Source organism: Nonomuraea jabiensis, assembly GCF_014204795.1.
GTDB lineage: Bacteria > Actinomycetota > Actinomycetes > Streptosporangiales > Streptosporangiaceae > Nonomuraea > Nonomuraea jabiensis.
Genome location: NZ_JACHMB010000001.1, coordinates 12,631,324 through 12,656,613, shown reverse-complemented (window position 1 = coordinate 12,656,613; position 25,290 = coordinate 12,631,324). Strand labels below are relative to the sequence as shown.

Annotated in this window: 23 protein-coding genes and 1 pseudogene; 13 read left to right on the top strand and 11 right to left on the bottom strand. The window is 71.8% G+C overall.

Annotated elements, in window-relative coordinates; all coding sequences use genetic code 11:
* Nucleotides 1–22: 22 nt before the first annotated feature.
* From HD596_RS57730 to HD596_RS57710, 5 genes and pseudogenes are all read left to right on the top strand, one after another.
* A complete protein-coding gene (locus HD596_RS57730) occupies nt 23–1,015 on the top strand; it encodes a LacI family DNA-binding transcriptional regulator (protein WP_185077802.1) in 993 nt (330 codons plus the stop codon).
* Nucleotides 1,012–1,785 carry a sugar phosphate isomerase/epimerase family protein gene (locus HD596_RS57725; protein WP_185077801.1) on the top strand — a complete coding sequence of 258 codons (774 nt, stop codon included), beginning with the start codon at nt 1,012–1,014 and terminating at the stop codon, nt 1,783–1,785. Before HD596_RS57730 ends, HD596_RS57725 begins: the two co-directional genes overlap by 4 nt.
* A gap of 26 nt (nt 1,786–1,811) precedes the next feature.
* Complete coding sequence (locus tag HD596_RS57720; protein ID WP_185077800.1) at nt 1,812–2,738, top strand: alkaline phosphatase family protein; 927 nt, start codon at nt 1,812–1,814, stop codon at nt 2,736–2,738.
* A gap of 60 nt (nt 2,739–2,798) precedes the next feature.
* A complete protein-coding gene (locus tag HD596_RS57715; protein ID WP_185077799.1) occupies nt 2,799–5,369 on the top strand; it encodes a PEP/pyruvate-binding domain-containing protein in 2,571 nt (856 codons plus the stop codon).
* 27 nt (nt 5,370–5,396) lie between these two features.
* A pseudogene (locus HD596_RS57710) lies at nt 5,397–5,912 on the top strand (class I SAM-dependent methyltransferase); the annotation flags it as partial.
* Here HD596_RS57710 and HD596_RS57705 read toward each other — a convergent pair.
* The 5 genes from HD596_RS57705 to HD596_RS57685 form a co-directional block, all read right to left on the bottom strand.
* Nucleotides 5,824–6,696: a sugar phosphate isomerase/epimerase family protein gene (locus tag HD596_RS57705; protein WP_185077797.1), complete on the bottom strand. Its 873-nt coding sequence runs from the start codon at nt 6,694–6,696 to the stop codon at nt 5,824–5,826. The pseudogene HD596_RS57710 and the gene HD596_RS57705 sit on opposite strands and share 89 nt — an antisense overlap.
* A complete protein-coding gene (locus HD596_RS57700) occupies nt 6,693–7,862 on the bottom strand; it encodes a dihydrodipicolinate synthase family protein (protein WP_185077796.1) in 1,170 nt (389 codons plus the stop codon). The genes HD596_RS57705 and HD596_RS57700 overlap by 4 nt, the downstream gene beginning before the upstream one ends.
* Nucleotides 7,859–9,004: a Gfo/Idh/MocA family protein gene (locus tag HD596_RS57695; RefSeq protein WP_185077795.1), complete on the bottom strand. Its 1,146-nt coding sequence runs from the start codon at nt 9,002–9,004 to the stop codon at nt 7,859–7,861. Before HD596_RS57695 ends, HD596_RS57700 begins: the two co-directional genes overlap by 4 nt.
* Before the next feature lie 302 nt (nt 9,005–9,306).
* Nucleotides 9,307–10,533 (bottom strand): ribonuclease D, encoded by a 1,227-nt coding sequence (locus tag HD596_RS57690; protein ID WP_185077794.1) that lies wholly within the window; start codon nt 10,531–10,533, stop codon nt 9,307–9,309.
* 45 nt (nt 10,534–10,578) lie between these two features.
* Entirely contained in the window at nt 10,579–11,175 is a 597-nt protein-coding gene (locus tag HD596_RS57685; protein WP_185077793.1) for a DUF3000 domain-containing protein, read from the bottom strand.
* A 622-nt stretch (nt 11,176–11,797) separates the two neighbouring features.
* Here HD596_RS57685 and hemE point away from each other — a divergent pair.
* The 3 genes from hemE (at nt 11,798) to katG (ending at nt 15,606) form a co-directional block, all read left to right on the top strand.
* Entirely contained in the window at nt 11,798–12,802 is a 1,005-nt protein-coding gene (gene hemE / locus HD596_RS57680; protein ID WP_221521349.1) for a uroporphyrinogen decarboxylase, read from the top strand.
* A gap of 123 nt (nt 12,803–12,925) precedes the next feature.
* Nucleotides 12,926–13,348: a Fur family transcriptional regulator gene (locus HD596_RS57675; RefSeq protein WP_185077791.1), complete on the top strand. Its 423-nt coding sequence runs from the start codon at nt 12,926–12,928 to the stop codon at nt 13,346–13,348.
* 29 nt (nt 13,349–13,377) lie between these two features.
* Nucleotides 13,378–15,606 (top strand): catalase/peroxidase HPI, encoded by a 2,229-nt coding sequence (gene katG / locus HD596_RS57670; RefSeq protein WP_185077790.1) that lies wholly within the window; start codon nt 13,378–13,380, stop codon nt 15,604–15,606.
* A 64-nt stretch (nt 15,607–15,670) separates the two neighbouring features.
* Here katG and HD596_RS57665 read toward each other — a convergent pair whose 3' ends face one another.
* Nucleotides 15,671–16,642, bottom strand: coding sequence for a DUF4349 domain-containing protein (locus HD596_RS57665; RefSeq protein ID WP_185077789.1), 972 nt, complete (start codon nt 16,640–16,642; stop codon nt 15,671–15,673).
* A 142-nt stretch (nt 16,643–16,784) separates the two neighbouring features.
* Between HD596_RS57665 and hemG the strand changes: the two genes are divergently transcribed.
* Together hemG and hemQ are read left to right on the top strand one after the other, a co-directional pair.
* The gene (gene hemG, locus HD596_RS57660) at nt 16,785–18,188 is read left to right on the top strand and encodes a protoporphyrinogen oxidase (RefSeq protein WP_185077788.1); all 1,404 of its coding nucleotides are present in this window, start codon (nt 16,785–16,787) and stop codon (nt 18,186–18,188) included.
* 5 nt (nt 18,189–18,193) lie between these two features.
* Complete coding sequence (gene hemQ / locus HD596_RS57655; protein ID WP_185077787.1) at nt 18,194–18,895, top strand: hydrogen peroxide-dependent heme synthase; 702 nt, start codon at nt 18,194–18,196, stop codon at nt 18,893–18,895.
* Here hemQ and HD596_RS57650 read toward each other — a convergent pair.
* Both HD596_RS57650 and HD596_RS57645 read right to left on the bottom strand, forming a co-directional pair.
* Complete coding sequence (locus tag HD596_RS57650) at nt 18,892–19,587, bottom strand: substrate-binding domain-containing protein (protein ID WP_185077786.1); 696 nt, start codon at nt 19,585–19,587, stop codon at nt 18,892–18,894. The genes hemQ and HD596_RS57650 overlap by 4 nt on opposite strands.
* Complete coding sequence (locus HD596_RS57645; RefSeq protein WP_185077785.1) at nt 19,587–20,342, bottom strand: SDR family NAD(P)-dependent oxidoreductase; 756 nt, start codon at nt 20,340–20,342, stop codon at nt 19,587–19,589. The genes HD596_RS57650 and HD596_RS57645 overlap by 1 nt, the downstream gene beginning before the upstream one ends.
* A gap of 324 nt (nt 20,343–20,666) precedes the next feature.
* On the opposite strand from HD596_RS57645, the gene HD596_RS57640 reads away from it, so the two are divergent.
* Nucleotides 20,667–21,437 carry a hypothetical protein gene (locus HD596_RS57640; RefSeq protein ID WP_185077784.1) on the top strand — a complete coding sequence of 257 codons (771 nt, stop codon included), beginning with the start codon at nt 20,667–20,669 and terminating at the stop codon, nt 21,435–21,437.
* Between the two features lie 191 nt (nt 21,438–21,628).
* Here the strand turns inward: HD596_RS57640 and msrB are convergent, their stop codons facing one another.
* Complete coding sequence (msrB, locus tag HD596_RS57635; protein WP_185077783.1) at nt 21,629–22,030, bottom strand: peptide-methionine (R)-S-oxide reductase MsrB; 402 nt, start codon at nt 22,028–22,030, stop codon at nt 21,629–21,631.
* 455 nt (nt 22,031–22,485) lie between these two features.
* On the opposite strand from msrB, the gene ligD reads away from it, so the two are divergent.
* Entirely contained in the window at nt 22,486–23,487 is a 1,002-nt protein-coding gene (gene ligD / locus HD596_RS57630) for a non-homologous end-joining DNA ligase (RefSeq protein WP_185077782.1), read from the top strand.
* Here the strand turns inward: ligD and HD596_RS57625 are convergent, their stop codons facing one another.
* Nucleotides 23,488–24,297: an MBL fold metallo-hydrolase gene (locus tag HD596_RS57625; RefSeq protein WP_185077781.1), complete on the bottom strand. Its 810-nt coding sequence runs from the start codon at nt 24,295–24,297 to the stop codon at nt 23,488–23,490.
* Nucleotides 24,298–24,303: 6 nt separating this feature from the next.
* Complete coding sequence (locus HD596_RS57620; protein WP_185077780.1) at nt 24,304–24,498, bottom strand: hypothetical protein; 195 nt, start codon at nt 24,496–24,498, stop codon at nt 24,304–24,306.
* Between the two features lie 166 nt (nt 24,499–24,664).
* On the opposite strand from HD596_RS57620, the gene HD596_RS57615 reads away from it, so the two are divergent.
* Nucleotides 24,665–25,105, top strand: a complete 441-nt coding sequence (locus HD596_RS57615; RefSeq protein WP_185077779.1) for a hypothetical protein — start codon at nt 24,665–24,667, stop codon at nt 25,103–25,105.
* Nucleotides 25,106–25,290 lie beyond the last annotated feature (185 nt).

The window sequence follows — 25,290 nt, the reverse complement described above, 5'->3', positions numbered from 1 at the left end:
AACCGCTTTCCGGGGAGGTCTCGTGGTCACGCTGGAAGACGTCGCCAAGCAGGCGGGCGTCTCGCTCGCGACAGCCTCGCGGGTGCTCAACGGCAGCACCCGTCAGGTGGGCGCGACTCTGCGGGCGCGCGTCGAGCAGGCCGCGGACGAGCTGGGCTACCGCGCCAACATCGCCGCCCAGACGCTGGCCCGCGGGGCCAGCAACGTCATCGGCATCGTCGTCCACGACCTGACCGACCCCTACTTCGCGGCCCTGGCCGACGGGGCGATGCGGGCGGCCGCCACCGAGGGCCTGCTGGTCATGGTGGGCACCACGCATCGCGACCCCGAGCAGGAGATCGCCTACGTGGCCACGCTGAACGCCCAGCGCGTCCGGGCGGTGCTGCTGGTCGGCTCGCGCGTCGCCGACCACGCCGTCACGGGGCGCCTGCGCGACGAGCTCGCCCGCTACCAGTCGGGCGGCGGCCGCGCCGCCTGCGTGGGCCAGGACCTGCTCGGCGTCGACACCGTCGCGCCCGCCAACAGGCAGGGCGCGGCCGAGCTGGCCCGCGCGCTGGCCGGGCTCGGGCACACGCGGTTCGCGGTGCTGGCCGGGCCGCCGCACCTGGTGACGGCGGCCGACCGGTGCGCCGGGTTCGCCGGGGCGCTGGAGGAGCTGGGGCTGCCCGCGCCGCACGTCATCCACGGGCCGTTCGACCGCGACGGCGGCTACACGGCGGCCCAGCAGGTCAAGGACGCGACCTGCGTGTTCGCGGTCAACGACGTGATGGCGGTCGGGGCGCTCGCGGCCTACAGGGAGCGCGGGGTCCGGGTGCCGGAGGACGTCTCGGTGGCCGGGTTCGACGACATCGTGACCCTGCGGGACCACGTGCCCGCGCTGACGACCGTGCGGCTGCCGCTGACGGACATGGGCGCGCGGGCGCTGGAGCTCGCGCTGGGCGAGACGGACGAGATCGTGGTCGAGCAGGTCGCGGGCGAGGTCGTGCTGCGAGAGAGCGTACGGAGGATGGCGTGAAGCTGGCCGTCAGCACCCTGGGGATGCCCGGCGAAGGGCTGGACAGGGCGATCGAGATCGCGGCCGGCGGCGGCTGCCAGGGCCTCGAGCTGCGCCTGCACCCCGACACCGGGGTCCACGGTGGCCTCGACGCTGCCGAGCGGCGCTCGGTGCGGGCGCGGGTCGAGCGGGCGGGCCTGGAGATCGCCGCGCTCGCCGGATATGCCAAGGTCTGCGCGCCCGGACCGGACGAGCCGGTCGTCGAGGCGCTCCTCACCGACCTCCGGCTCGCCGCCGACCTGGGCGCCCCCGCGGTGCGGGTGTTCCCGGGCGGCGACGATCCCGCCGTCGGCGCCCGCCGGCTCAAGGCGGTCTCCGGTACGGCCTCCGCGCTCGGCACCCGCGTCCTCGTCGAGACGCACGACCACATGGCCACCGGCGCCGCCGTGGCCGGGCTGCTGGCCGAGGCGGGCTGCCCCGACGCCACCGGCGCGATCTGGGACCTGCTGCACCCGTGGCGCCACGGAGAGCCCCCAGCCGAGACGCTGGCCGCGCTGGGCCCGTACCTCTCCTACGTGCAGGTCAAGGACGCGGTCTCGGCCGAGGACACCACGCCGGTGCCCATGTGGACGGGCTCGGTGCCGCTGGAGGAGTCGGGTGAGCTGCTGCGCGCGGCCGGTTACGACGGATGGGTGTCGCTGGAGTGGGAGCGCACCTGGTATCCGCAGGTCGCCCCGGTCGAGGAGATCCTCCCGGGCGCGGCTGACTGGGTGCGGCGTTTCGCCCTTTAGATACCTTTCGCCGCTTAGATAGGGGGATGCCCCTATCTAAGCGGAACAAGGTGCTGGTCGTCGGGATGGACGGCCTGCGGTTCGACCGCCTCCAGGCTCTGGGCGCGCCCGTGCTGGGCTCGCTGATGTCCTCCGGCGCGTACGGCACCAGCATGCTCCCCTACGGCGAGGCGGGGACGCCGCGTACGGAGTCGCCCGGCCAGGTCGTCCCCAAGTCTCCCGAGCCGGGCGGGCGCGTCATCGCCTCGCGGACGGACTCGGGCCCCGGCTGGTCGTCGATCGCCACCGGAGTCTGGCCGGACAAGCATGGCGTGGTGGACAACGCCTTCGCCAACCCCCGTTTCACGAAATATCCGGACTTCTTGACTCGTGCGAAGCATGCGCGGCCGGAGCTCAGCACCGCCGCGTTCTTCTCCTGGAGGGCGCTGGAGGAGCACGGCGCGTTCGGCCGGGCCATCGACCACCGGTTCGTCCTGGAAGGCTACGAGTTCGGCTCCTGGGCCGAGGCCGACAGGCGGGTCGCCGAGGCCGCCGAGCGGCACCTGGCGGCGGCCGATCCCGACGCCGTCTTCGTGTATCTGGGCGACACCGACGAGGTGGCCCACGACCTCGGCCCCCATTGCCCCGAGTACTTCGAGGCGCTCCAGACCCAGGACGCCTACCTGGGGCGGCTGCTCGACACGGTCCGGGGGCGGCCCTCGTACCCCGGCGAGCGCTGGACGGTGCTGATCACGACCGACCACGGGCACGTGGACCAGGGCGGCCACGGCGGGACGTCGGACGAGGAGCGCACGGTGTTCGTGATCGCGAACCGGCTGGAGGAGGACCTGGGCGGCCGCTCGCTCGCCGAGCCGCGGCTGGTCGACGTGGGGCCGACGGCGCTGGGCGTCCTGGGCGTCGAGGTCGACCCCGCCTGGGACCTGGACGGCACGGATCTTTTCATCAACTGTTGAATTTCTCTCCCCGAAGAGCCAGACTGGGTGACAGGACACTGAACGTCAGGGGAGCAGACGATGAAGACGGCACTGGCCTTCTCCGAGATCGACGCCGGGATGCTCGCCGAGGTGGGCGGCAAGGCCGCGAACCTCGGCGAGCTGGCCAGGGCCGGCCTTCCCGTCCCGCCGGGATGGGTGCTGACCACGGAGGCGTACCGGCGGGTCGCGGAGGGCCTGGACACGAGCGGTGACGGGCTCGCCGAGCGGGCCAGGCGGCACCTGCTGGAGGCGCCGGTGCCGGAGGACGTGCGCGAGACGATCGTGACGTCCTACGCCGAGCTCGGTGACGACGTGCCCGTGGCGGTGCGCTCGTCCGCCACGGCCGAGGACCTGCCGTTCGCCAGCTTCGCCGGGCAGCAGGACACCTACCTCAACGTCGTCGGCGCCGAGGCGGTGGTGGCGGCCGTGCGCCGCTGCTGGGCCTCGCTCTGGACCGACCGCGCGGTCGCCTACCGCGAGTCCAACGGCATCGACCACGCCACCGTCCGGCTGGCGGTGGTCGTGCAGGAGATGGTGGACGCGCGGGTGGCGGGCGTGATGTTCACCGCCAACCCCGTGACCGGGCGGCGGCACGAGGCCGTCATCGACGCCAACCCCGGGCTCGGCGAGGCCGTCGTCTCCGGCGCCGTGAACCCCGACCGGTTCGTCGTGCACGGCGGCGAGATCCTCGAACGCCAGGCCGGCGACAAGCGCCTGACCATCCGTTCCGTGCCCGGCGGCGGCACGGAACGCGTCGAGACCCCGTACGACGGTCTCTGCCTGACCGACGACCAGGTGCGCGCGCTGGCCGAGCTGGGCGCCCGCGTGGAGGACCACTACGGCGCGCCCCAGGACACCGAGTGGGCCATCGACGGCGACGGCCGGCTCTGGCTCACCCAGGCGAGACCGATCACCACGCTCTACCCGCTGCCCGAGCCGACCCGGCCGGGCCTGCGGGTGTACTTCTCGGTCAACGTCGTCCAGGGCGTCATGGGGCCGCTCACCCCGATGGGCCTGTCGGCGTTCCGGCTGATCTCCGCCGGAGCGGCGGGCGTGTCCGGCTACGGGCCGGCCGACCCGCGCGACGGCGCGCCGTTCATGGCCGTGTCGGGCCAGCGCATGTGGCTGGACCTGACCACGGCCGTACGCAGCCGCTTCGGCCGCGCGGTCCTGCCGCGCATGCTCGCGCTGGGCGAGGCGCGCACCGTCCCCGTCTTCGAGCGGCTGGCGCAGGACCCGAGGCTCTCGGTGGTGCACACGTCCCCGCGCCCGGTCCTGCGCGGCCTGCGCAGGTTCGCCCGCCGCATCCACGCGCCGTCCCGGGTCGTGCTCGCCCTGACGCGGCCGAAGGAGGGCCTCGCGTACGCCGCCCGCATCGGCGAGCAGCTGGACCGGCGCCTGCGGCTCCCCGACCCGGCCACCCCCGTCCAGCGCCTGGACCACGCCGAACGCCTGCTCGCCGCCACCTTCCCGGCCATCCTCTCGATCATGCCCATGGTGCTCACCGGCTACGGCCTGTTCGCGCTGGCCTCCAGGCTCTCCGGCGTGCCGATCGCCGACATGCAGGACGTCCTGCGCAGCGTCCCGCACAACCCGACCACGGAGATGGACCTGGAGCTGTGGCACCTGGCCACCCGCATCGAGCCGGAGCCGTTCAGGAAGGAGCCGGTGGCCGAGCTGGTCCGCCTCTTCGAGGCCGGCGAGCTCCCGCCGGTCGCCCAGCGCGAGATCACCGCGTTCCTGGACGAGTACGGCCACCGCGGCGTCGCCGAGATCGACCTCGGCGTGCCCCGCTGGTCGGAGGAGCCCGCCCACCTCCTCGGCGTGCTGGCCAACTACCTCCGTATGGACGGCGGCGCCGACCTGGTGCCCTCCGCGCTGTTCGCCAAGGGCGCCGAGGCGGCGCGCTCCGCCATCGCCCACGTGGCGTCCGAGGCCCGTCGCAAGGGCCGCTGGCGGGCCGCGGTCGTGCGGTTCGGGCTCCGGCGCACCAGGGAGTTCGCGGGGCTGCGCGAGCTGCCCAAGTTCTATCTGGTCAAGACCCTCGCCGGGGTGCGGCGGAGCATGCTCGTGGTGGGGGAGCACCTGGTGGGCCTCGGTGTCCTGGACGCGGCGCAGGACGTGTACTTCCTCGGCTTCGACGAGGCCAGGGCCGCCCTGGGCGGGGGCGACCTGCGCGCGCTCGTGGCGGAGCGGCGGGAGGCGTACGAGCGGGAGTCGCGCCGCAGGCACGTCCCGAGAATCCTGCTGTCCGACGGCACCGAGCCCGAGGCGCTCGCGACCCGAGCCGCTGACGGCGCGCTGACGGGCACCGCCGCCTCGGCCGGCACTGTCACGGGCGTGGCCAGAGTGGTGCTCGACCCGGTCGGCGCGCACCTGGAGCCGGGGGAGATCCTGGTCTGCCCGTCGACCGATCCCGGCTGGACGCCGCTGTTCCTGACGGCGGGCGGGCTGGTGATGGAGATGGGCGGCGCGATGTCGCACGGCGCCGTGGTGGCCAGGGAGTACGGCATCCCGGCCGTCGTCGGCGTTCCCGACGCCACCCACCGCATCACGACGGGCCAGGAGATCGAAGTGAACGGCGCCGCCGGCACCGTGACGCTGTCGTGATCAAATGCCCGAGACGACCGCTCCGCCGAGGCGATCGCCATGGCCCGCGAGCGCCGTCCCGGCAACGTGTCCTTCGTGGCGGGTGACTACCTCGACGGCGAGCTCCCCGAGGGCAAGTACGATCTCGTCACCGCCGTCGCGGTCGTCCACCACGCGGGCTTCGGCGAGGCCATGGACGCGCTGGTGCGGCTGCCGGCGCCGGGCGGCCGGCTGGTGATCGTCGGCAACGCCAGGGACCGCACGCTCCTGGACGCGGTCGTCCGGCTCTCGGGCCAGGCGGTCTCCCCCGTGCTCAAGCTGTTCCACGGAGGCAAGCACGGTCCCGGCGTGCCGGCCATGGACCCCGTCATGTCGTGGGGCGAGGTGGGGCGGGCGGCCCGCCGGCTGCCGCTTCCGCCGCCTCCTCCTGCGGCGCTACCTGCTGGTCTGGGACAAGCCGAGGTAGCGCCCGGCGTCACCGTACGGGGAGCACCACGTCCTCGTAGCGGGCCTTCATCGTGGCCACCACCTCGTCGGGGTCGGCGGCCCAGATGTCGGCGTTGAAGATCTCCACCTCGACGTCGCCCGCGTAACCGGCGTCCAGGACGGCCTGCGTGATCGGCCGGAAGTCGATCACGCCGTCGCCCATCATGCCCCGGCCGAGCAGGATGTCCTGCGGCAGCGGGTGCAGGTAGTCGCACACCTGGTAGGAGGCGATCCTGCGGCCGGCCCGCGCGATGTCCTCGAACACCCTCGGGTCCCACCACACGTGGAACGTGTCGACCACCACGCCGACCTGCTCCTCCGGGTGGTCCAGGCTCAGGTCCAGCGCCTGGCCCAGGGTGGACAGGACGGCGCGGTCGGGGCAGTAGATCGGGTGCAGCGGCTCCAGGGCCAGCTTGACCCCGCGCTCCCCGGCGTACGGCGCCAGCTCGGCCAGCGCCTCCGCCACGCGCCCGCGCGCCCCGGCCACGTCCCGCGAGAACCCGCTCGCGGGCAGCGCCTCGCCCGGCTTCACCCCGGGCAGGCCGCCGACCACCATCACCAGGCAGGCCGCCGACAGCTCGGCCGCCTCGTCGATGGCCCGCCGGTTGTCCTCCAGCGCCTGCGCGAAGGCCCGCCGGCCCTCCTCGCCGGGCAGCCCGCCCGCCGTGAGGAAGCCGCCCCGGCACAGCGAGGACACCCGCAGGCCGGCCTCGCGCACCAGCTTCACGCTCTCCGCGAGGCCCTGCTCGGCGACCTTCTCCCGCCACAGCCCGACGGCCTCCAGGCCGTGCCGCACGCACCCGTCCACGGCCTCGGCGACGGACCACCGCCGGGTCGTCCACTGGTTGAGGGACAGAGTCACAGTCCGTTCACCGCCAGCAGCGCCTTCATCCGCCTCACGGCCAGCTCCTGGTCGGACAGGAGCCCGGCCTGGTCGGCCAGGCGGAACACCTCCGCCAGGTGCCGCAGCGAGCGGGCCGACTGGGCGCCGTTCACCATGGCGAACGCGTCCTGGTGGCCGTTCAGCCAGGCCAGGAAGACGATGCCGGTCTTGTAGTTGTACGTCGGCGTCTCGAAGATCTTCCTGGACAGAGGGACGGTCGGGGCGAAGATCTCGTCGTAGCGGGCGAGCTGCCGGGCGGCCTCGTCCGCGTCCTGCGCCGCCTCGGCCGCGTCCAGGGCCTGGAGCGCAGCCGTCGCCGCAGGGGCGATGGCGTCGAAGATGCCCAGCAGCGCGTGCGAGCCCGACTTGATCAGCGACGGGTAGTTGAAGTCGTCGCCCGTGTAGAGCCGGACGCCCTCGGGGAGCGCGGCGCGCAGCCGTACCTCGTGCTCCTCGTCCAGCAGCGACACCTTGACGCCGTCCACCATCGCGGCGTGCGCGTGGATCAGCTCCAGGAACGACTCGGTGGCCGCCGCCACGTCGCCCGAACCCCAGTAGCCGGCCAGCTGCGGGTCGAACATCTCGCCCAGCCAGTGCAGGATCACCGGCCGGTCCGCCAGGCCGAACAGCTTGCCGTACACCTGGTGGTAGTCCTGCGGGCCGGCCGCCACCCTGGCGAGCTGGCGGGAGGCCATGACGATCACCCCGGCGCCGGCCGACTGGACGGTCTCGATCTGCTCGGCGTACGCGGCCGTGATCGTGTTGAGGTCGGCGGCCTGGGGCGCGTGGTCGGTGCCCGCGCCGCAGGCCACCAGCGTCGCCGGGTCGCCGTACGAGCGGGCCTCGGCGGCGCTGCGCCGGATGAGCTCCTTGGTCGCCGCCCAGTCCAGGCCCATGTTGCGCTGGGCGGTGTCCATGGCGTCCGCGACGCGCAGGCCGTGCGACCACAGGTGGCGGCGGAAGCGCAGGGTCGCGTCCCAGTCGACGGCGGCGGGGGAGCCGGGCGTGTTGTCGCCGAGCGGGTCGGCCACCACGTGCGCGGCCGCGTACACGACGCGGCCGGCGGGCGGCCCGCCGGGCACCTCCCACGTGACGGGCTCGCGCAGGGTGTAGGCGCCGATCCCGGGCAGGTCGATCGTCGTCACAGCTGCGGCACCTCGATCCTGCGGCCCTCGGCGGACGAACGCAGCCCCAGCTCGGCGAGCTGCACGCCGCGCGCGCCGGAGGCGAAGTCGTTCGGGAAGGGCGCGTCCTCCAGCACGTGCTTGATGAATGCCTCCCACTGCACCTTGAACCCGTTGTCGAACTCGGCGTTGTCCGGCACCTCCTGCCAGCCGTCGCGGAAGCGGGCGGTGGCGGGCAGGTCGGGATTCCAGACGGGCTTGGGGGTGGCGGAGCGGTGCTGCACGCGGCAGTTGCGCAGGCCCGCCACGGCGCTGCCGTGCGTGCCGTCCACCTGGAACTCGACCAGCTCGTCGCGGTTCACGCGGACGGTCCAGGAGGAGTTGATCTGGGCGACGATGCCGCCTTCGAGCTCGAAGATCCCGTACGCGGCGTCGTCCGCGGTGGCCTGGTAGGTGTTGCCCTGCTCGTCCACCCGGGAGGGGACGTGCGTCACGGCGCGGGCGTAGACGGACTGGACGCGGCCGAACAGGTTCTCCATCACGTAGTGCCAGTGCGGGAACATGTCGAGCACGATGCCGCCGCCGTCCTCGGCCCGGTAGTTCCACGACGGGCGCTGCGCCTCCTGCCAGTCGCCCTCGAACACCCAGTAGCCGAACTCCCCGCGCACCGACAGGATGCGGCCGAAGAAGCCGCCGTCGATCAGCCGCTTCAGCTTGAGCAGGCCGGGCAGGAAGAGCTTGTCCTGCACGACGCCGTTCTTGACGCCCTTGGCCGCGGCGGCCTCGGCCAGCGCCATCGCCTCCTGCGTCGACTCGGCGGTGGGCTTCTCGGCGTAGATGTGCTTACCTGCCTCGATGGCCTTCAAGACGGCCTTGACGCGGGCACTGGTGACCTGGGCGTCGAAGTAGATCAGGTTGTCGTCGTCGGCGAGGGCGGAGTCGAGCTCCGTAGTGAAATCCGAAATCCCATGCTTCGCCGCGATATCTGCCAATTTATCGGCATTTCTGCCGACAAGTACTGGCTTGATCTTCACCCTGCCGCCGTCCGAGAGCGTGACCCCGCCCTGCTCGTTGATGGCCAGGACGGAACGGACCAGGTGCTGACGGTAGCCCATCCGCCCGGTGACGCCGTTCATCACGACGCCAATGGTGCGCACGCTCATTGAGGATCCCTTCAGGACAACATGGGGAAAGCGCTTTCCCGAACCGTACGGCCGCCCCACCAACCCCGTCAAGTAGCCCCAACCCCCACACCCCCGAAAACCCACCCTGCGAACCCACGCGCCCGCCCGAACGCAAGGACGCTCAGGGTATTGAAGGCGATGCTCGGTCGAGGTGCCGAGGTGTGGCGCTCGGGTGCGGCGCGGGGGTGTGCCGACCGGCCCGGCGTTCGAGCGTCCGATGCAATGCGCCCCACCCTCCCCGTTACGGGTGGGTGGGGCGCGTTGGGGTGGAGGGCCGGGCGTTAGTGGTCGCCGCGGGTTTCCAGGCGGGCCAGGGCCTTGGTGATGGGCTGGGCCGTCAGGGAGAGCTGCCACTCGCGGGCCCCGAGCTCGCGCAGCCGCTCCGTCACCGTCTCCTCCGTGATCTCCTCCGGCGGCTCCCAGGTGAGCCGCCGCACCGCGTCCGGCTGGAGCAGGTTCTCGGTCGGCATGTGGTGCTGCTCGGCCAGCCCGGCCACCACCGCTCGCGCGGCGGCGAGGCGTTTGGCGGCGGCCGGGTCGCGGTCGGCCCAGCGGTTGGGCGGTGGCGGCCCGTCGCCCGGGGTGCTCGGCTGCGGGAGCTGGTTGTCCGGCAGTCCGCGGGCCCGGGTGACGGCGGCGAGCCAGTCGCTCATGTGGCGGCGTGCGCTACGCCCGGTGAATGCTGATATTTCGGTCAAGGCCTTCTTGGTGCGGGGCCCCTCCAGCGCGGCGGTGACGATGGCCGCGTCGGGCAACACCCGCCCCGGCGCCAGGTCGGCCTCCCGGGCGATCCTGTCGCGCATGGTCCACAACTCCCGCACGATCGCCAGCGCGCGAACGTTGCGGACCTTGTGGATGCCCGACGTACGCCGCCAGGGATCGGAGCGCGGCACCGGCGGCGGCGTGTTGAGCACGGCGGCGAACTCCTCGCGCGCCCACTCCAGCTTCCCGCTGTCGGCCAGCTCCTGGTGGAGCACGTCGCGGAGCTCGACCAGCACCTCCACGTCGAGAGCCGCGTACCGCAGCCAGTCTTCCGGCAGCGGCCGGGTGGACCAGTCGGCGGCCGAGTGTCCCTTCTCCAGCCGCAGCCCGAGCACGGTCTCGACCATCGTGCCGAGCCCGACCCGCTCGTAGCCGAGCAGCCGCCCCGCCAGCTCGGTGTCGAACATCTCCCGCGGCCTGAACCCGACCTCCAGAAGGCACGGCAGGTCCTGGGAGGCGGCGTGCAGCACGATCTCCGCGTCGGTCACGGCCGCGTCGAGCGCGGACAGGTCGGGGCAGGCGATCGGGTCGATCAACGCGGTCCCGGCCCCGGCCCGGCGCAGCTGGACGAGGTAGGCGCGGTTGCCGTAGCGATAGCCGGAGGCGCGTTCGGCGTCGACCGCCACGGGACCCTTGCCCGCCGCGAAACGCGAAACGATTTCAGTCAGCGCGTCGGCGTCCGCGATGACCGGTGGAATGCCCTCGCGCGGCTCCAGGAGCGGCACGACGGTACGTTCTTCTGTCACGAGTTCACCGACCTCATGACGCTGGTGCTGTCTTGACTGGTGCCCTCACTTCGTACGGTCACTCTCCGGATCATCACGGCGGCGGGGAAAGGCGGCCACGTCCGGCGGGAGCGGCGGGATCCCCGCCGCCAGGCACATCAGGTCGCACCAGGCGGCGACGTGGCCGGAGAGATCCTCCTGCGCGGGTGACCAGGACGCCCGTAGCTCCAGCTCGGTCGTGACCGGGTCTTCGGCCTTGTTGCCGAACCCCTCTGACACGGCTCTTGTCACGGTACCGCCAGCGGCTGAGTAGTCGGCTTGGTGGGCCTCCAGAGCCTCGGTCAGCCAGCTCCAGACGACCGGTCCGAGCAGCGGGTCGGAGGTGATCTCCGGCTCCATGTCGGCCCTGACGTAGGCCACCAGCCGGAACGGGCCCTCCCATCCGCGCTGGCCGTCGGGGTCGTAGAGCAGGATCAGCCTGCCCACCGCGAGCTCGTCGTCGTCGCGGTAGACCGACGCGCCGATGGCCGAGGAGTAGGGGGCCAGCCGCTGCGGCGCGGGCAGGTCCTCCAGCTCGATCTCGGACCTGACCTCGGTCAACCGCATGCTCTCCGCCGCGTGCGTGAACGCCGCGGGGGGAGGAGGCGGGTCACTGAGTGTCATAGCGGAAGCGTAGGTCGAAGTCGGACGGAAGGGGACCACAGGGGTGCTCATCCTTCGTGATCAAGCCGCTGCCGTAACCAGCCGGCGAACCTGTCGGACGGACTCGGCGGTGCCGATGACGATCGCGTGACCGCACTCGACGCAGGCCCACTCCGGGCAGTGGCCGGGCTCGTGCCCGTCGAGGCACGGCGGTTGCTCGAACAGCCGCTCACCGGCACAGGACAGGCAGCGCTCATTGCGGCGCTCTGGGGAAGTCCACAACGCGGTAGTCGCACGAGTCATCGAACCGGGGCCTTTCTTCGGGTCGTGGCTCCGACGTTGGCACGAGCCGCTGACATTTCCCCGCAACGCGCTCGGCGTGTCCCGAAAGTGGTCTCTGAATCGATGCCGCGCGGGGGGTTGGTGAACATTTGGCCCAGTCGAGACCGGCACTCTGGCCGGGCATGGGGTGTGTTCGACCCTCGTGCGTCGCCGATGCCGAGCAGACCGGTAAACCTTCATCTGGCTATCTGATCATGACTTGGGGTGTTCGATCGATGTTTTTCCGACACCTCGCACCAGTGTCGGGACCGCCGCCCGGACGTGGCACCCTTGTGGGGTGAACCTCGCCGACTCAGCGTTCCTGCGTGCCTGCCGCCGCCAGCCCGTCCCGCACACCCCGGTCTGGTACATGCGCCAGGCCGGTCGGGCGCTGCCGGAATACCACAAGGTCCGCGGGGGCGTGCCGATGCTCACCGCCTGCGCGACGCCCGACATGATCGTCGAGATCACCATGCAGCCCGTGCGCCGCTACGGCGTGGACGCGGCCATCTTCTTCAGCGACATCGTCGTCCCGCTCAAGGCCATCGGCGTCGACCTCGACATCAAGCCGGGTGTCGGCCCCGTCGTGGCCGACCCGATCCGCGACGCCAGGGGCATCGACGCGCTGCGCCCGCTGGAGCCGGACGACGTGCCGTACGTCACCGAGGCCATCCGCGCGCTGACCGGCGAGCTGGGCGGCACGCCGCTGATCGGCTTCGCCGGGGCGCCGTTCACGCTCGGCTCCTACCTCATCGAGGGCGGCCCGTCCAAGAACCACGACCGCACCAAGGCCATGATGTACGGCGAGCCGCAGCTGTGGCACGCACTCATGGAGCGGCTGTCCACGATCGTCCTGGAGCACCTGCGCCTCCAGGTCGCGGCCGGTGCCTCGGCCGTGCAGCTCTTCGACTCCTGGGTGGGGGCGGTGGCGCCGGCCGACTACCGGGAGTTCGTCCTGCCGTACACGCGGCGGATCTTCGAGGGCGTGACGGGCGTGCCGCGCATCCACTTCGGCGTCGGCACGGGCGAGCTGCTCGGCGTGCTCGGCGAGGCCGGGGCCGACGTGGTGGGCGTGGACTGGCGGGTGCCGCTCGACGAGGCGGCCCGCCGGGTCGGCCCCGGCAGGGCGCTCCAGGGCAACCTCGACCCGGCCGTGCTCCTGGCGCCATGGGAGGTCGTCGAGCGCAAGGCGCGCGAGGTGCTGCGCCAGGGCCGGGCGGCCGAGGGGCACGTGTTCAACCTGGGGCACGGCGTGCTGCCCTCGACCGACCCCGATCAGCTCAAGCGCCTCACCGACCTGGTCCACGAGGCGAGCGTCACCGGCTGACGCCCGGCCGCGGCCCCGAGGCCTGTCCCGCAGCGCGGGGCAGGCCTTTTCGCATGTCCACGCAATGTTTTCCCGGCGCGTCACTAGACTTGAAGGGTTCACTATCTTGTATAGTTCGTGTTTATGAAGACCACCGCCGAGGAGCTGCGCGGTGTAGGCCTGAGAGTGACGGCCGCCCGCGTCGCACTTCTCGAGACCGTCCGGGAGGGTGACCACCTCGATGTCGAGGCGATCGCGTCCCGGGTGCGCGACCGTGTCGGCCATGTCTCCCTTCAAGCCGTGTACGAGGCCCTGCACGCGCTCACCGCGGCGGGGCTCGTACGTCGCATCGAACCGGCCGGCAGCCCGGCCCGGTTCGAGGGACGCATCGGCGACAACCACCACCACGTCGTGTGCCGCTCGTGCGGTGTCGTCGCCGACGTCGACTGCGCGGTGGGCGAGGTGCCCTGCCTGACCGCGTCCGACGCCCACGGCTTCACGATCGACGAGGCCGAGGTCATCTACTGGGGCCTGTGCCCCGACTGTTCCACCGCCAGCGGTTCCTGAGCACCGTGAACTGATCCGGAAGGATTTGCATGTCCGAGAACCATGATGCAATCGTCACTGACGCGAAGGCGGAAGGCGCGGGCTGCCCGGTCGCGCACCAGCGCGCCCCGCATCCGACTCAGGGCGGCGGCAACCGCCAGTGGTGGCCGGAGCGGCTCAACCTGAGGATCCTCGCCAAGAACCCCGCCGAGACCAACCCCCTCGGCCAGGAGTTCGACTACGCCGAGGCGTTCAAGAGCCTCGACCTGCCGGCCGTCAAGCGCGACATCGCGGAGGTGCTGACGACCTCGCAGGACTGGTGGCCGGCCGACTTCGGCCACTACGGCCCGTTCATCATCCGGATGGCCTGGCACAGCGCGGGCACGTACCGGATCAGTGACGGCCGCGGCGGCGCCGGGGCCGGGCAGCAGCGCTTCGCCCCGCTCAACAGCTGGCCCGACAACGGAAACCTCGACAAGGCCCGCCGCCTGCTCTGGCCGGTCAAGAAGAAGTACGGCCAGAAGCTCTCGTGGGCCGACCTCATGATCCTCGCCGGCAACGTCGCCCTGGAGTCGATGGGCTTCAAGACCTTCGGCTTCGCCGGCGGCCGCGCGGACGTCTGGGAGCCCGACGAGGACGTCTACTGGGGCCCCGAGACCACCTGGCTCGGCGACGAGCGCTACACCGGCGACCGCGAGCTGGAGAGCCCGCTGGGCGCGGTCCAGATGGGCCTCATCTACGTCAACCCCGAGGGCCCGAACGGCAACCCCGACCCGCTGGCCGCGGCCCGCGACATCCGCGAGACGTTCCGCCGGATGGCGATGAACGACGAGGAGACGGTCGCCCTGATCGCCGGCGGTCACACCTTCGGCAAGACCCACGGCGCCGGCCCGGCCGACAACGTCGGCCCCGACCCCGAGGCCGCCCCGATCGAGGCGCAGGGCCTGGGCTGGAAGAACAGCTTCGGCACCGGCAAGGGCGGCGACACGATCACCAGCGGTCTCGAGGGCATCTGGACGAACACCCCGACCACCTGGGACAACAGCTTCTTCGAGATCCTGTTCGGCTACGAGTGGGAGCTGTTCCAGAGCCCCGCCGGCGCCAACCAGTGGCGGCCGAAGGACGGCGCGGGCGCGGGCACCGTCCCCGACGCCCACGACCCGTCGAAGAGCCACGCTCCGACGATGCTGACCACCGACCTGTCGCTCCGGTTCGACCCGGTCTACGAGCAGATCTCGCGGCGCTTCCTGGAGAACCCCGACGAGTTCGCCGACGCCTTCGCCCGCGCGTGGTTCAAGCTGACCCACCGCGACATGGGCCCGGTCGCCCGCTACCTCGGCCCGGAGGTCCCGTCCGAGACGCTGCTGTGGCAGGACCCGCTGCCCCCGGTGACGCACGAGCTCATCGACGCCGAGGACATCGCCACCCTCAAGGGCCAGATCCTGGCCTCGGGCCTGACGGTGTCGCAGCTCGTCTCCACCGCGTGGGCGTCGGCCTCGTCCTTCCGCGGCAGCGACAAGCGCGGCGGCGCCAACGGCGCGCGCATCCGCCTGCAGCCGCAGAGCGGGTGGGAGGTCAACAACCCCGACCAGCTGGCGATCGTGCTGGGCACCCTTGAGGGGATCCAGAAGGCGTTCAACGGCGCCCAGACCGGCGGCAAGCAGGTCTCGCTGGCCGACGTGATCGTGCTCGCGGGTGCCGCGGCCGTGGAGAAGGCCGCCAAGGACGCCGGCTTCGACGTCCAGGTGCCCTTCACGCCGGGCCGCGTGGACGCCTCGCAGGAGCAGACCGACGTCGAGTCGTTCGCCGCGCTCGAGCCGGTCGCCGACGGGTTCCGCAACTACCTCGGCAAGGGCAACCGGCTGCCGGCCGAATACCTGCTCATCGACCGGGCCAACCTGCTGACCCTGAGCGCCCCCGAGATGACGGTCCTCGTCGGCGGCCTGCGCGTCCTGGGCGCGAACTACCAGCAGTCGCAGCTCGGCGTCCTCACCGAGACCCCCGGGGCGCTGACCAACGACTTCTTCGTCAACCTGCTCGACCTGGGCACGACGTGGACGGCGACTTCGGAGGACGCGAACACGTTCGAGGGCAGGGACGACGCCACCGGCGAGGTCAAGTGGACCGGCAGCCGGGCCGACCTCGTCTTCGGGTCCAACTCCGAGCTGCGCGCGCTCGCGGAGGTCTACGCGAGCGACGACGCGAAGGAGAAGTTCGTGACGGACTTCGTCGCGGCGTGGGACAAGGTCATGAACCTCGACCGGTTCGACCTGGTCTGATGATCGACGTCCGGGTCGGCCCACGCCGGGGCCGGCCCGGACGGCGTACCCGGCCTCGCGGCGGTCAGGCCGCCTCGGGGCCGGGGCCGGGGCCGGGGCCCGGCGGGGGCGCGGGGACGCGGGGGCGCCTGACGCGATTGCGCCGCGCCAGGTAGATGATCAGCGCGATCAGCGGCAGCGACGCGACCAGCCACGGCACCAGCGCGCCGAGCACCGTCAGCGCGACCTTCGTGAACGACACCAGTGCCGTCCAGCCCGCCTTCAGCCCGCCCAGGAAGCCCGCGGGCTCCTCCTCGGGATCCTGGACCTCGGTGACCGGCCCGACCAGCCGGAGCGTCAGCGTGGCCATGGCGACCTGCGTGGCCAGCTCCTTCTGCTGCGCCTGCAGCGACTCCAGGTCCGCCTCGCGCGTGGAGATCTCCCGTTCCACCTGCAGGACCTGCCCGATCGTGTCGGCCTTCTTCAGCAGCGTACGCAGCGAGTCCAGCGACTGCTGCGCCGACTTGAGCCGGCTGTTGACGTCGGCCATCCGCATGGTGACGTCCTGGGTGCCCTGGTTCATGGACAGCTGCTTGCCCAGGTCCTTGCCGAGCCGGGCGAGCACCTCGGCGTACTTGTCCGGCGGGACCTTGAACTCCAGCATGGCCGTGTCCTCGGTGTCGCTGGCCGAGCTGGTCTCCTCCTTGGACAGGTAGCCGCCCGCCGACGTCACGATCTGCTTGGCCTGCTGCACGGCGGCGGTGACCTGCTTGGCCCGTACGGTCATGCTGCCGGTGTAGATGACCTGGCGGTCCTGCTGGGCGAGCTTGACGTTCGAGACCAGCCCGCCGCTGTCCTGGCGCTCGGGTCTCGGCTGCTTGCTGGCGTCCTGCTCCTGTGCCTCAGCCGACGCCGCCGAGGCCACGGCCGGTGCGGCCGCCCCGCTGCCCGCGTCGCTGGTGAGGACATCTGAGCGGCTGCCGCCCCCGCCGCAGCCGGCCAGGAGCAGGGCTGAGCAGGCGGTCGCGAGTGCGATTCCGTACCGGATTCTCCTCATGCCCATAAGACGGACGCCGGATCGCCCGGGTTTGAAGGGATGAATCACGTTAAGGTCACTGCGACGCTCCTCAGTCCAGGCAACGGCGCTCCCTCGCACCCAAGGGGGGAGGCAGGGCGCTGAGGCGGTAGCGTCAGGAGGCGTGGAAGGGAATCGGGCCCACGTGGTCGTCATCGGCGGAGGGATCTCCGGTCTCGCCGCCGCGTGGTATCTCCGCCAGAGCGGGGGCAAGCGGGTCAGGGTGACCGTGCTGGAGGGCGCCTCGCGCATCGGCGGCAAGCTGTACGCCTCCGAGGTCGCCGGGGTGAGCGTGGACGCGGGCGCGGAGGCCATGCTGGCCAGGCGGCCCGAGGGCAAGGAACTGGCCGGGGCCGTGGGGCTCGGCGACGACCTGGTCTCCCCCGGCACGACCAGCTCGGCCATCTACAGCAGGGGCACGCTGCGGCCGATGCCGAAGGGCCAGGTCATGGGCGTGCCCGCCGACCTGACCGAGCTGGCCAAGTCAGGCATCGTCTCGCCCGGCGGCCTGCTGCGCGTGCCGCTCGACCAGATCCTGCCGGCGACGCTCGTCCGCACCGACGTGTCCGTGGCCGCCTACATCCGGGCCAGGATGGGCGCCGAGGTGGTGGAGCGGCTGGTCGATCCGCTGCTCGGCGGCGTCTACGCGGGCCGATCCGACAGGTTGTCGCTGGAGGCCACGATGCCGCGCGTGGCGGCGGTGGCCCGCTCCGAGCGCTCGCTGCTGACCGGGGCCAGGCAGCTCGTCGAGGAGGCGCCGAAGGACGCCGGGCCGGTCTTCACGACGCTCAGGAACGGCGTCGGCAGCCTGGCTGAGGCGGTCGCCAAGGCGTCGGGCGCGGACATCAGGACCGGCGTCACCGTACGCGAACTGCGCAGGACCGCCGACGGCTGGCAGCTCGTCACCGGCCCGGTCCCGAGGCCCGAGGTCGTCGAGGCGGACGCGGTGATCGTGGCCACGCCGGGGCCGGCGGCCTCCCGGCTGCTCAAGGCCGAGGTGCCCAAGGCGGCGAGCGAGCTGGCCAGGATCGACTACGCCAGCATGGCCATCGTCACGCTCGCGTACCCGCTCGACGCCTTCCCCGAGCCGCCCACCTCCAGCGGCTACCTGGTGCCGCCCGTGGAGAGGCGGCCGGTCAAGGCGGTTACGTTCAGCTCGGTCAAGTGGCCGCACCTGGCCAAGGACATGGTGATCCTGCGCTGCTCGATCGGCCGGGTCGGCGAGGAGCACCTGCTGCAGCGGGACGACACCGAGCTGGTGTCGCTGGCCGCCGCCGAGATGGCCGACGTGATGGGCACCAGCGGGCTGCCGCTGGACACCAGGGTCACGCGCTGGGGCGGCGCGCTGCCGCAGTACAACGTGGGTCACCTCGACCGGGTGGCCAGGGTGCGCGCGGCGGTGGCCATGGAGCCCGCGCTGGCCGTCTGCGGCGCCGCGTACGACGGCATCGGCATTCCGGCCTGCATCGGCACGGCGCGTACGGCCGCGGCCCGGATTCTGGACCACCTGTCCTTGAGAGGACAATAGAGGCCATGACAGAGGCAGCCCCGCGGCCCAAGGCCCGCGATCTCAACCAGGTGATCCGTTACACGATGTGGTCGGTCTTCCAGGTGACCGAGCCGTGTCCCGTCGACCGAGACGGCCTGGCGGGTGAGGTCGAGGAGCTGCTGGACCAGGCCGCCGGCAAGGGCGTCGTGACCAGGGGGGTCTACGACGTGGCCGGGCTGCGGGCCGACGCCGACTTCATGTTCTGGTGGCACGCGCCCACGCCCGAGGACCTGCAGGACGTCTACTCCAGGTTCCGGCGCACCGAGCTGGGCCGCCACAGCAGGCCCGTCTGGTCGGCCATGGCGCTGCACCGGCCGGCCGAGTTCAACAAGTCGCACATCCCGGCCTTCCTCGCGGAGGAGGAGCCGCGGGCCTACGTGAGCGTCTATCCGTTCGTGCGGTCGTACGAGTGGTACCTGCTCGAGGACTCCGAGCGGCGGGCCATGCTCGCCGAGCACGGCAGGATGGCGCGCGACTATCCCGACGTGCGGGCCAACACGGTGGCGTGCTTCTCGCTCAACGACTACGAGTGGATGCTGGCGTTCGAGGCCGACGAGCTGCACCGGATCGTCGACCTGATGCGTACGCTGCGGGGCGCCCAGGCCCGCCGCCACACGCGCGTGGAGATCCCGTTCTACACGGGCGCCCGCAAGCCGGTGCGCGAGCTGATCGCGGCCCTGCCCTAGCGGGCGGGCGCCGTCCCGGTGCGGTAGAACTCGGCCGCGGTGACGGTGGCGGGGACGCCGAGTTCGGCGGCCACCGCGGTGATCGCGGCGGCGCCGACGGCGAGGTCGGCCTGGCCTTCGGTGGTGAAGTACGGCGCGATGAACGTCTCGTAGTGGGCTCGGGCCTCCTCCGCGGTGTGCCGGCCGAGGAACGTCCGGAGGTGCCGCACCGCGGTGCCGGGTTCGTCGTGGATCACCCGAAGGGCACGCCGGTGAGCCCGTACGACGGCCTGGACCGAGGGGTCGTCCGGGCGGAGGTAGGTGGGATCGACGGCCACCCCCACGGTGGGGACCTGGAAGTGGTCGCCGACCCAGGCCAGCACCCGCCAGCCGTGCTCGGCGGCCACCGCCTCCGGCGCCATGGTGCTGCCGACCAGGGCGGCGTCGATCCTGCCCTCGCTCAGCCGGCGCAGGTCCATGCCGTAGTCGCCGGGCGGGCGGACGACGGCGCGGATGTCGAGGTCCGGGTCGAGGCCGGCCCGGCCGAGCCCGATGGTGGCGACGTGGCGCAGCCGCTCCTCGTCCCAGGCGCAGCCGTCGCGCAGCGCGACGTGGACGCCCTCGTCGGCGTAGTAGCCCTGCTGGTCGGCGATGTAGGCGACCAGCTCCTCGTGCAGGCCACGCCCGACGTAGGCGAGATCGATCGTGTGCATCAGTACATGGCCATCCCGCCGTTGACGGCGGCCGTGGTGCCGGTCATGAAGGCGTTGTCCTCGTCGGCGTAGAAGGCGACCACCTGGGCGACGTCGCCCGGGTGGGCCAGGCGGCCCAGCGGGGTGGCGGCCACCTGCCGCCGTACGAGCTCCTCGTCGAGGGCGTTCGCCATCCGGGTGTCCGCGACCGGGCCCGGCTCGACGACGTTGACCGTGATGCCCCGCGGCCCCAGTTCCTGGGCGAGATACCGGGCGAACTGCGCCAGCGCCGCCTTGGCCGTGCCCAGCGCGATCATGCCCTCCCGGGGGCGGCGGCTGAGGCCGGTGCCGAGATAGATGATGCGTCCCCAGCCCTGTTCGGTCATGGCGGGCAGGACGGCCTTGGTGACCGTGAACGCTGCGCGCATCTCGTCATCGAGCTTGCCGCCCAGCTCCTCCCAGGTCATGTCGTGGAACGGCTTGATCACGTACGGGGTGAGCGCGTTGTGCACGAGCACGTCGATGCCGCCCCACGCCGCCTCGACCTGCCGGACCATGCGCTCGACCGCTGTCGCCCCGCGTACGTCGGCCTGCGCGGCCATGGCCCGGCCCCCCGCGGCCTCGATGCCGGCCACGACCTCCTCGGCCGCCGGGGCGCTGCGCAGGTAGTTGACCACCACGCGCATCCCTCGCGCGGCCAGCAGGCGTGCGGTGGCCGCGCCGATTCCGCTGCTGGCCCCCGTCACCAACGCCACCCTGCCGGTTGCCTCAGTCATGGGCCCACCCCCTGCCCATCTCCGCGGGCCGGCCCACCCCCGGCTCGTGGAACCGGCCACTGCCCCCTGCTCTCCTCGCTGCCCCAGGGGCCGTGCGGATAACGGCAGAAAGAGCGAGGCCGAAGTTGGCGATCCAGGCGACTTGATCTATCCGCTTTGTCACAATCAGGGAAATCCTCTGTTCGTGCGGGCGGCTTGCGGTGGCACGTTCCAAGGCGAGGTCCGGGGCGGCGTCGGGGGGCGGCGTCCCACGGTGGTGGGGAGGGCGGGGTGATGGGTGGATCGGGAAAACGGGGGAGCCGGCGGCGCGGGGCCGGACGTCACGTGGCGGCGCGCTCGCGGCACGCGCGGCGGCGCGGTCCGAGCCGGCGGTGGGCGGTCGGGGCGGTCGGGGCCGTGGTGCTGGCCGGCGGAGTGGCCGCGGTGCTCGGCGCGAACGGGACCTTCGGCGGGGCGCTGACCGCCGCCTCGTCCCAGCGGGCGCGACCGGCGCCGCAGGCTCGGGCCGAGCCGGAGAACGGCTCCGCGGCGCTGCCGGGGAAGGACGGCACCACCACCAGGGCGAGGGTGAGCGCGGAGGCCAGGGCGCGTGAGCTGCCGAAGTCCGAGCCGCCGTCCCAGGCCGCTGCGAGCACGGCCGCGCCGGACTCTCCTGCGGCGGTTTCTCCCGGCGGGGTCCAGGAGGGGCTGGTGCCGGGCACCACGGACGCGGAAGACCTGTTGGCGGGCGGTCCCGACCCCGGCGAGGCTGAGGGGTACAAGGCGAACGGCCCGTCGCGGCACACCGATCAGCAGGCGGCCGAGTATTTCCGTACGCACTGGAGCCCGGACGACAAGGCCCTGAAACGCCTCAAGGACATCCGCACCGTCGGCGGATATTTGCGCATTTATACGGATTTACCGGAAACGGCGGGGAACTCGTCCCAAGCGATCACGCTGTGCGAGCGCGGGCTGGCGTACCTGCGCGCGCGGGGAGTGGCCCATCCGGTCGTGTTCGTACAGGCGGAGTTCGGCGAGAACGGCAATCCCGTGCTCGCCAACATCCTCGGCCCGTCCGACACCAGCTGCCGCGTCACCCACCCCGCCCCTGACTAGCGGACCCGGACGCGGGTCTTGGCGCACAGCTGACACCGTTGCGTCACGACCCGCCCGATGGTCTCAATCGTCACCCAGCGATGGCGCAGATGGACAAAGCGCACACGAATCTCCTACCCGAGGCATGCGATCGGTACGCCCTGTCGCCAGTTAATCACCCCTTGGGTTCAAGCAGCACCACCACGGCCCGGCTATTCCACGGGGAGCAGCTTCAGGGAGATCGAGTTGATGCAGTAACGATCGTCGGTCGGAGTGGGATATCCCTCGCCGTGGAACACGTGCCCCAGGTGCGAGTCGCACCGCGCGCAGCGCACCTCCGTACGGACCATTCCATGGCTGTGATCCTCGATCAGCCGGACCGCGTCGGAGTCGTTCGGCGCGAAGAAGCTCGGCCAGCCGCAGTGCGACTCGAACTTCGTCTCCGACCGGAACAGCTCCGCCCCGCACGCGCGGCACGAGTAGACGCCCTCCGTCTTGGTGTCGACGTATTCGCCCGTGAACGGGCGCTCCGTCCCGGCCTCCCTGAGGACGTGGAACTCCTCGGGCGAGAGCTGGACCCGCCACTCGGCATCGCTTTTGACCACCTTCTCCATGCGTCCAGCGTACGAGATCGGCGGCGATGAGAGATCAGGCAAAAAGAGATCTTCGCAGGCTGAAGCATCTGTTCTGGGGTGAATTCGCGTCTTTGTAGGCAAGGGGGTGTCATCGCCTCCTGTCAGGGGTGAGATCATCCGCAGATCCCGCCAAGCGGCACAGCCCACGCCCGTGCTGGAGCCGCCGGGGATCGCCACGGCCGGCCGGGTGGCGCGCCAGCGCCCGGAACGGCGGCGGGTGATCTAGCGGCCCGTCCCGTCGAGCCCTCGGTCCCGCCACCGAGGCGGCTCCGGGACGGGCCCACCTCGTCTATGGCGCGCGAGGGAGCGCCGTTGCCTGGACTGAGGAGCGCAAGGAGCGTAGCGACTGGAGCGACGAGGGAAGGCAACGGCTCCAAGGCGACCGAGCCCGCCTCTGCGGAGCAGAGGCCATAAGCAGAGAGTAGGTTCGGTGCATGGCATCGCCGTACATCGAGCTGCAGGTGGGGGAGCGGACCGTCAAGGTCACCAACCCCGACAAGGTCTACTTCCCGGAGATCGGCGCCACCAAGCGGGAGCTGGTCGAGTACTACGTGAGTGTCGGGGAGGGCGCCCTGCGCGCGCTCAAGGACCGGCCCACCAACCTCAAGCGCCACCCCGACGGCGTCCAGACGGAGGCGATCTACCAGAAGCGGATGCCGCCCAAGCACCCCGACTGGCTCGAGTCGGTGACGGTGCGGTTCCCGAGCGGCCGTACGGCGCATTCGTTGCGGGTCACCGAGGTGGCGGCCATCGCCTACGGCGCGAACCTCGGCACCCTCGACTTCCACCCCTGGCAGGTGCGGGCCTCCGACGTCGAGCACCCCGACGAGCTGCGCGTCGACCTGGACCCGCAGCCGGGCCTGGACTTCGCCGCCGCCCGCAAGGCGGCGCTGCTCACCAGGGAGGTGCTGGGGGAGCTGGGACTGACCGGGTTCGTGAAGACGTCGGGCAACCGGGGCGTGCACATCGCCGTACGCATCGAGCCGCGCTGGGACTTCATCCAGGTACGCCACGCCGGCATCGCCCTGGCCAGGGCCGTCGAGGACCGGGACCCCGGGCTGGTGACCACGGCGTGGTGGAAGGAGGAGCGCGGGGAGCGGGTGTTCATCGACTTCAACCAGAACGCCCGGGACCGTACGGTCGCCAGCGCCTACTCCGTCAGGGCCCAGCCGCACGCCCCCGTCTCGGCCCCGCTGACCTGGGACGAGCTGGTCGACGCCGATCCGCGTGACTTCGACATCCGTACGGTGCCGGCCCGGTTCGCCGAGGTGGGCGACGTGCACGCGGCCATCGACGACGTGGCGTACTCGATCGAACCGCTGCTGGAGCTCTACGCCAAGGACGACCGGGGCGACATGCCGTACCCGCCCAACTACCCGAAAATGCCGGGCGAGCCCATGCGCGTCCAGCCCAGCCGGGCCCGGAACGCCGACTAGCTAGCGGACGAGGTGGTGCGGGGCGAGTTCGCGGATCTCGCCCCGCCGCATGTAGACCACGCGGTCGGCCAGGCCGTTCTGCTCGATGTGGTGGCGGAAGTCGTCCAGCGGCGAGGTGAAGGCGGCGTAGTCGTCGTAGTGCACCGGTACGACCGCGTGCGGGTTGATCAGGTCGCACCACGACGCGCCCTGCTCGCCGTCCATCGTGACGAGCAGCAGGCCGAGCAGCCGGGTGCCGCCCAGGTGCACGATGCCCAGGTCGATGTCGGGGAAGCGGCGCGGGATCGCGTCCAGGCGGCGGTCGAGCAGCGTGTCGCCGCTGACGTGCACGGTCAGCTCCACCCGTTCGTCCAGGTTGCGGAACTCCAGCATCGTGCCGATCACCGGCGGCAGCAGCGCCTCGGCCGGGCCCGGCGCGTGCTTGGCGGGCAGCGCGGTGATCCTGACCGTGCCGTGCGGGCCGCGTAGCTCGTGCGTGTGCCATTCCTCCAGCCCCACGCTGCGGCGGAAGCCCTGGAGCCGGAGTCTGCGGGCCGCCGCGGTCGTCGTGACGATCACCGTGTCCTTGTCCAGTTTCCTGCGGGCGACCCGGTCCCAGTGGTCACCGTGCAGGTGCGACAGCACCACCCCGTCGAGCGGCGGCAGGTCCTCGATCTCCACGGCCGGGTCGGTGAGACGGCGTGAGGACAGGCCGTAGCCCAGGTACGCCCGCTGGCCCCGGTGCAGGAAGTTGGGATCGGTCAGCAGCGTGAGGCCGTTGTAGCGGATCAGGGTGGTCGCGTTCCCGATGAACTGCAGGCTGCCTTTCACGTCGGCTCACCCCGGGTACGGCGAGCGCTGGCCGGGAGGCACGCCGCCGCCCTTGCCGCCCCCTTTGTTGCCCTTGTCCGTGGCGTGCGGGTGTTCGGCGCGCCTGGCGCCGCGCTGCTTGTCGGGAACGAGGTGGGTGGACTTGAACTCGGTGGGCGATTTGCCTGATCTGCGAATCTCAGGCTGCTGTGGATTGCTCATGGCATTTGTCCCCCTTTATGCCGTTATTTCCTGCCACATTGGGACGCGCTTAAACCCTCCGTGTCTGGCTGATTTCACTTCGGTCACATTACTTGACTCGTTATCTAATAATTCGCAAGGCTCTCTTGTGTATCGGGGGCGACAACCGATTCTGGAGCCTTCTCTCATGGCAAAAGCGCGACATCTCGCGGCGCTGGCGGCCGTCTTCGCGGTCGGAGGAGCGACCCTGGCGGCGGGCCCGTCCTACGCCTCCGCCCGGACCGGTCCCGACCTGCCGGTCGACCTACCCGTCGACCTGCCCACCTGCCTGCTTCCGCTGCCGCTGCTCTGTAACGAGCAGCCCGAACCCGAGCCTGAGGAGCCGAGCCCGCCGCCCTCCGCCGAACCCGGCCCCGGCGACTCCTGGCCCGGGCCGGTGGAGTCCGCCCGGCCGTGGCGACCCGCGGCCGAGGACGAGCACCGGGTGCCGAGGGGGCACCCGGAGACCGGCGGCGGCGGGCTCGCCCCGGACGACCCGACGTGGCCGTTCGCGCTGGGCGGGGTGGCGCTGCTGACGGGCGCGGGGCTGGCGGGAGTCGCGGTACGACGCCGCAGAGGTGTCGCCTAGCTTGGCCGGAACGCAAACGCCAGGTCGGATCCTGGCCAAGCGCCGGGCCCTGGCCGAACGTGGGGTCCTGGCGGAGCATCGGGATCCGGCCGCGCGCCGGATCCCGGCCGACCGTCGGGGTCCGGCCGCGCGCCGGATCTCGGCCGACCGTCGGGGTCCAGCCGCGCGCCGGATCTCGGCCGACC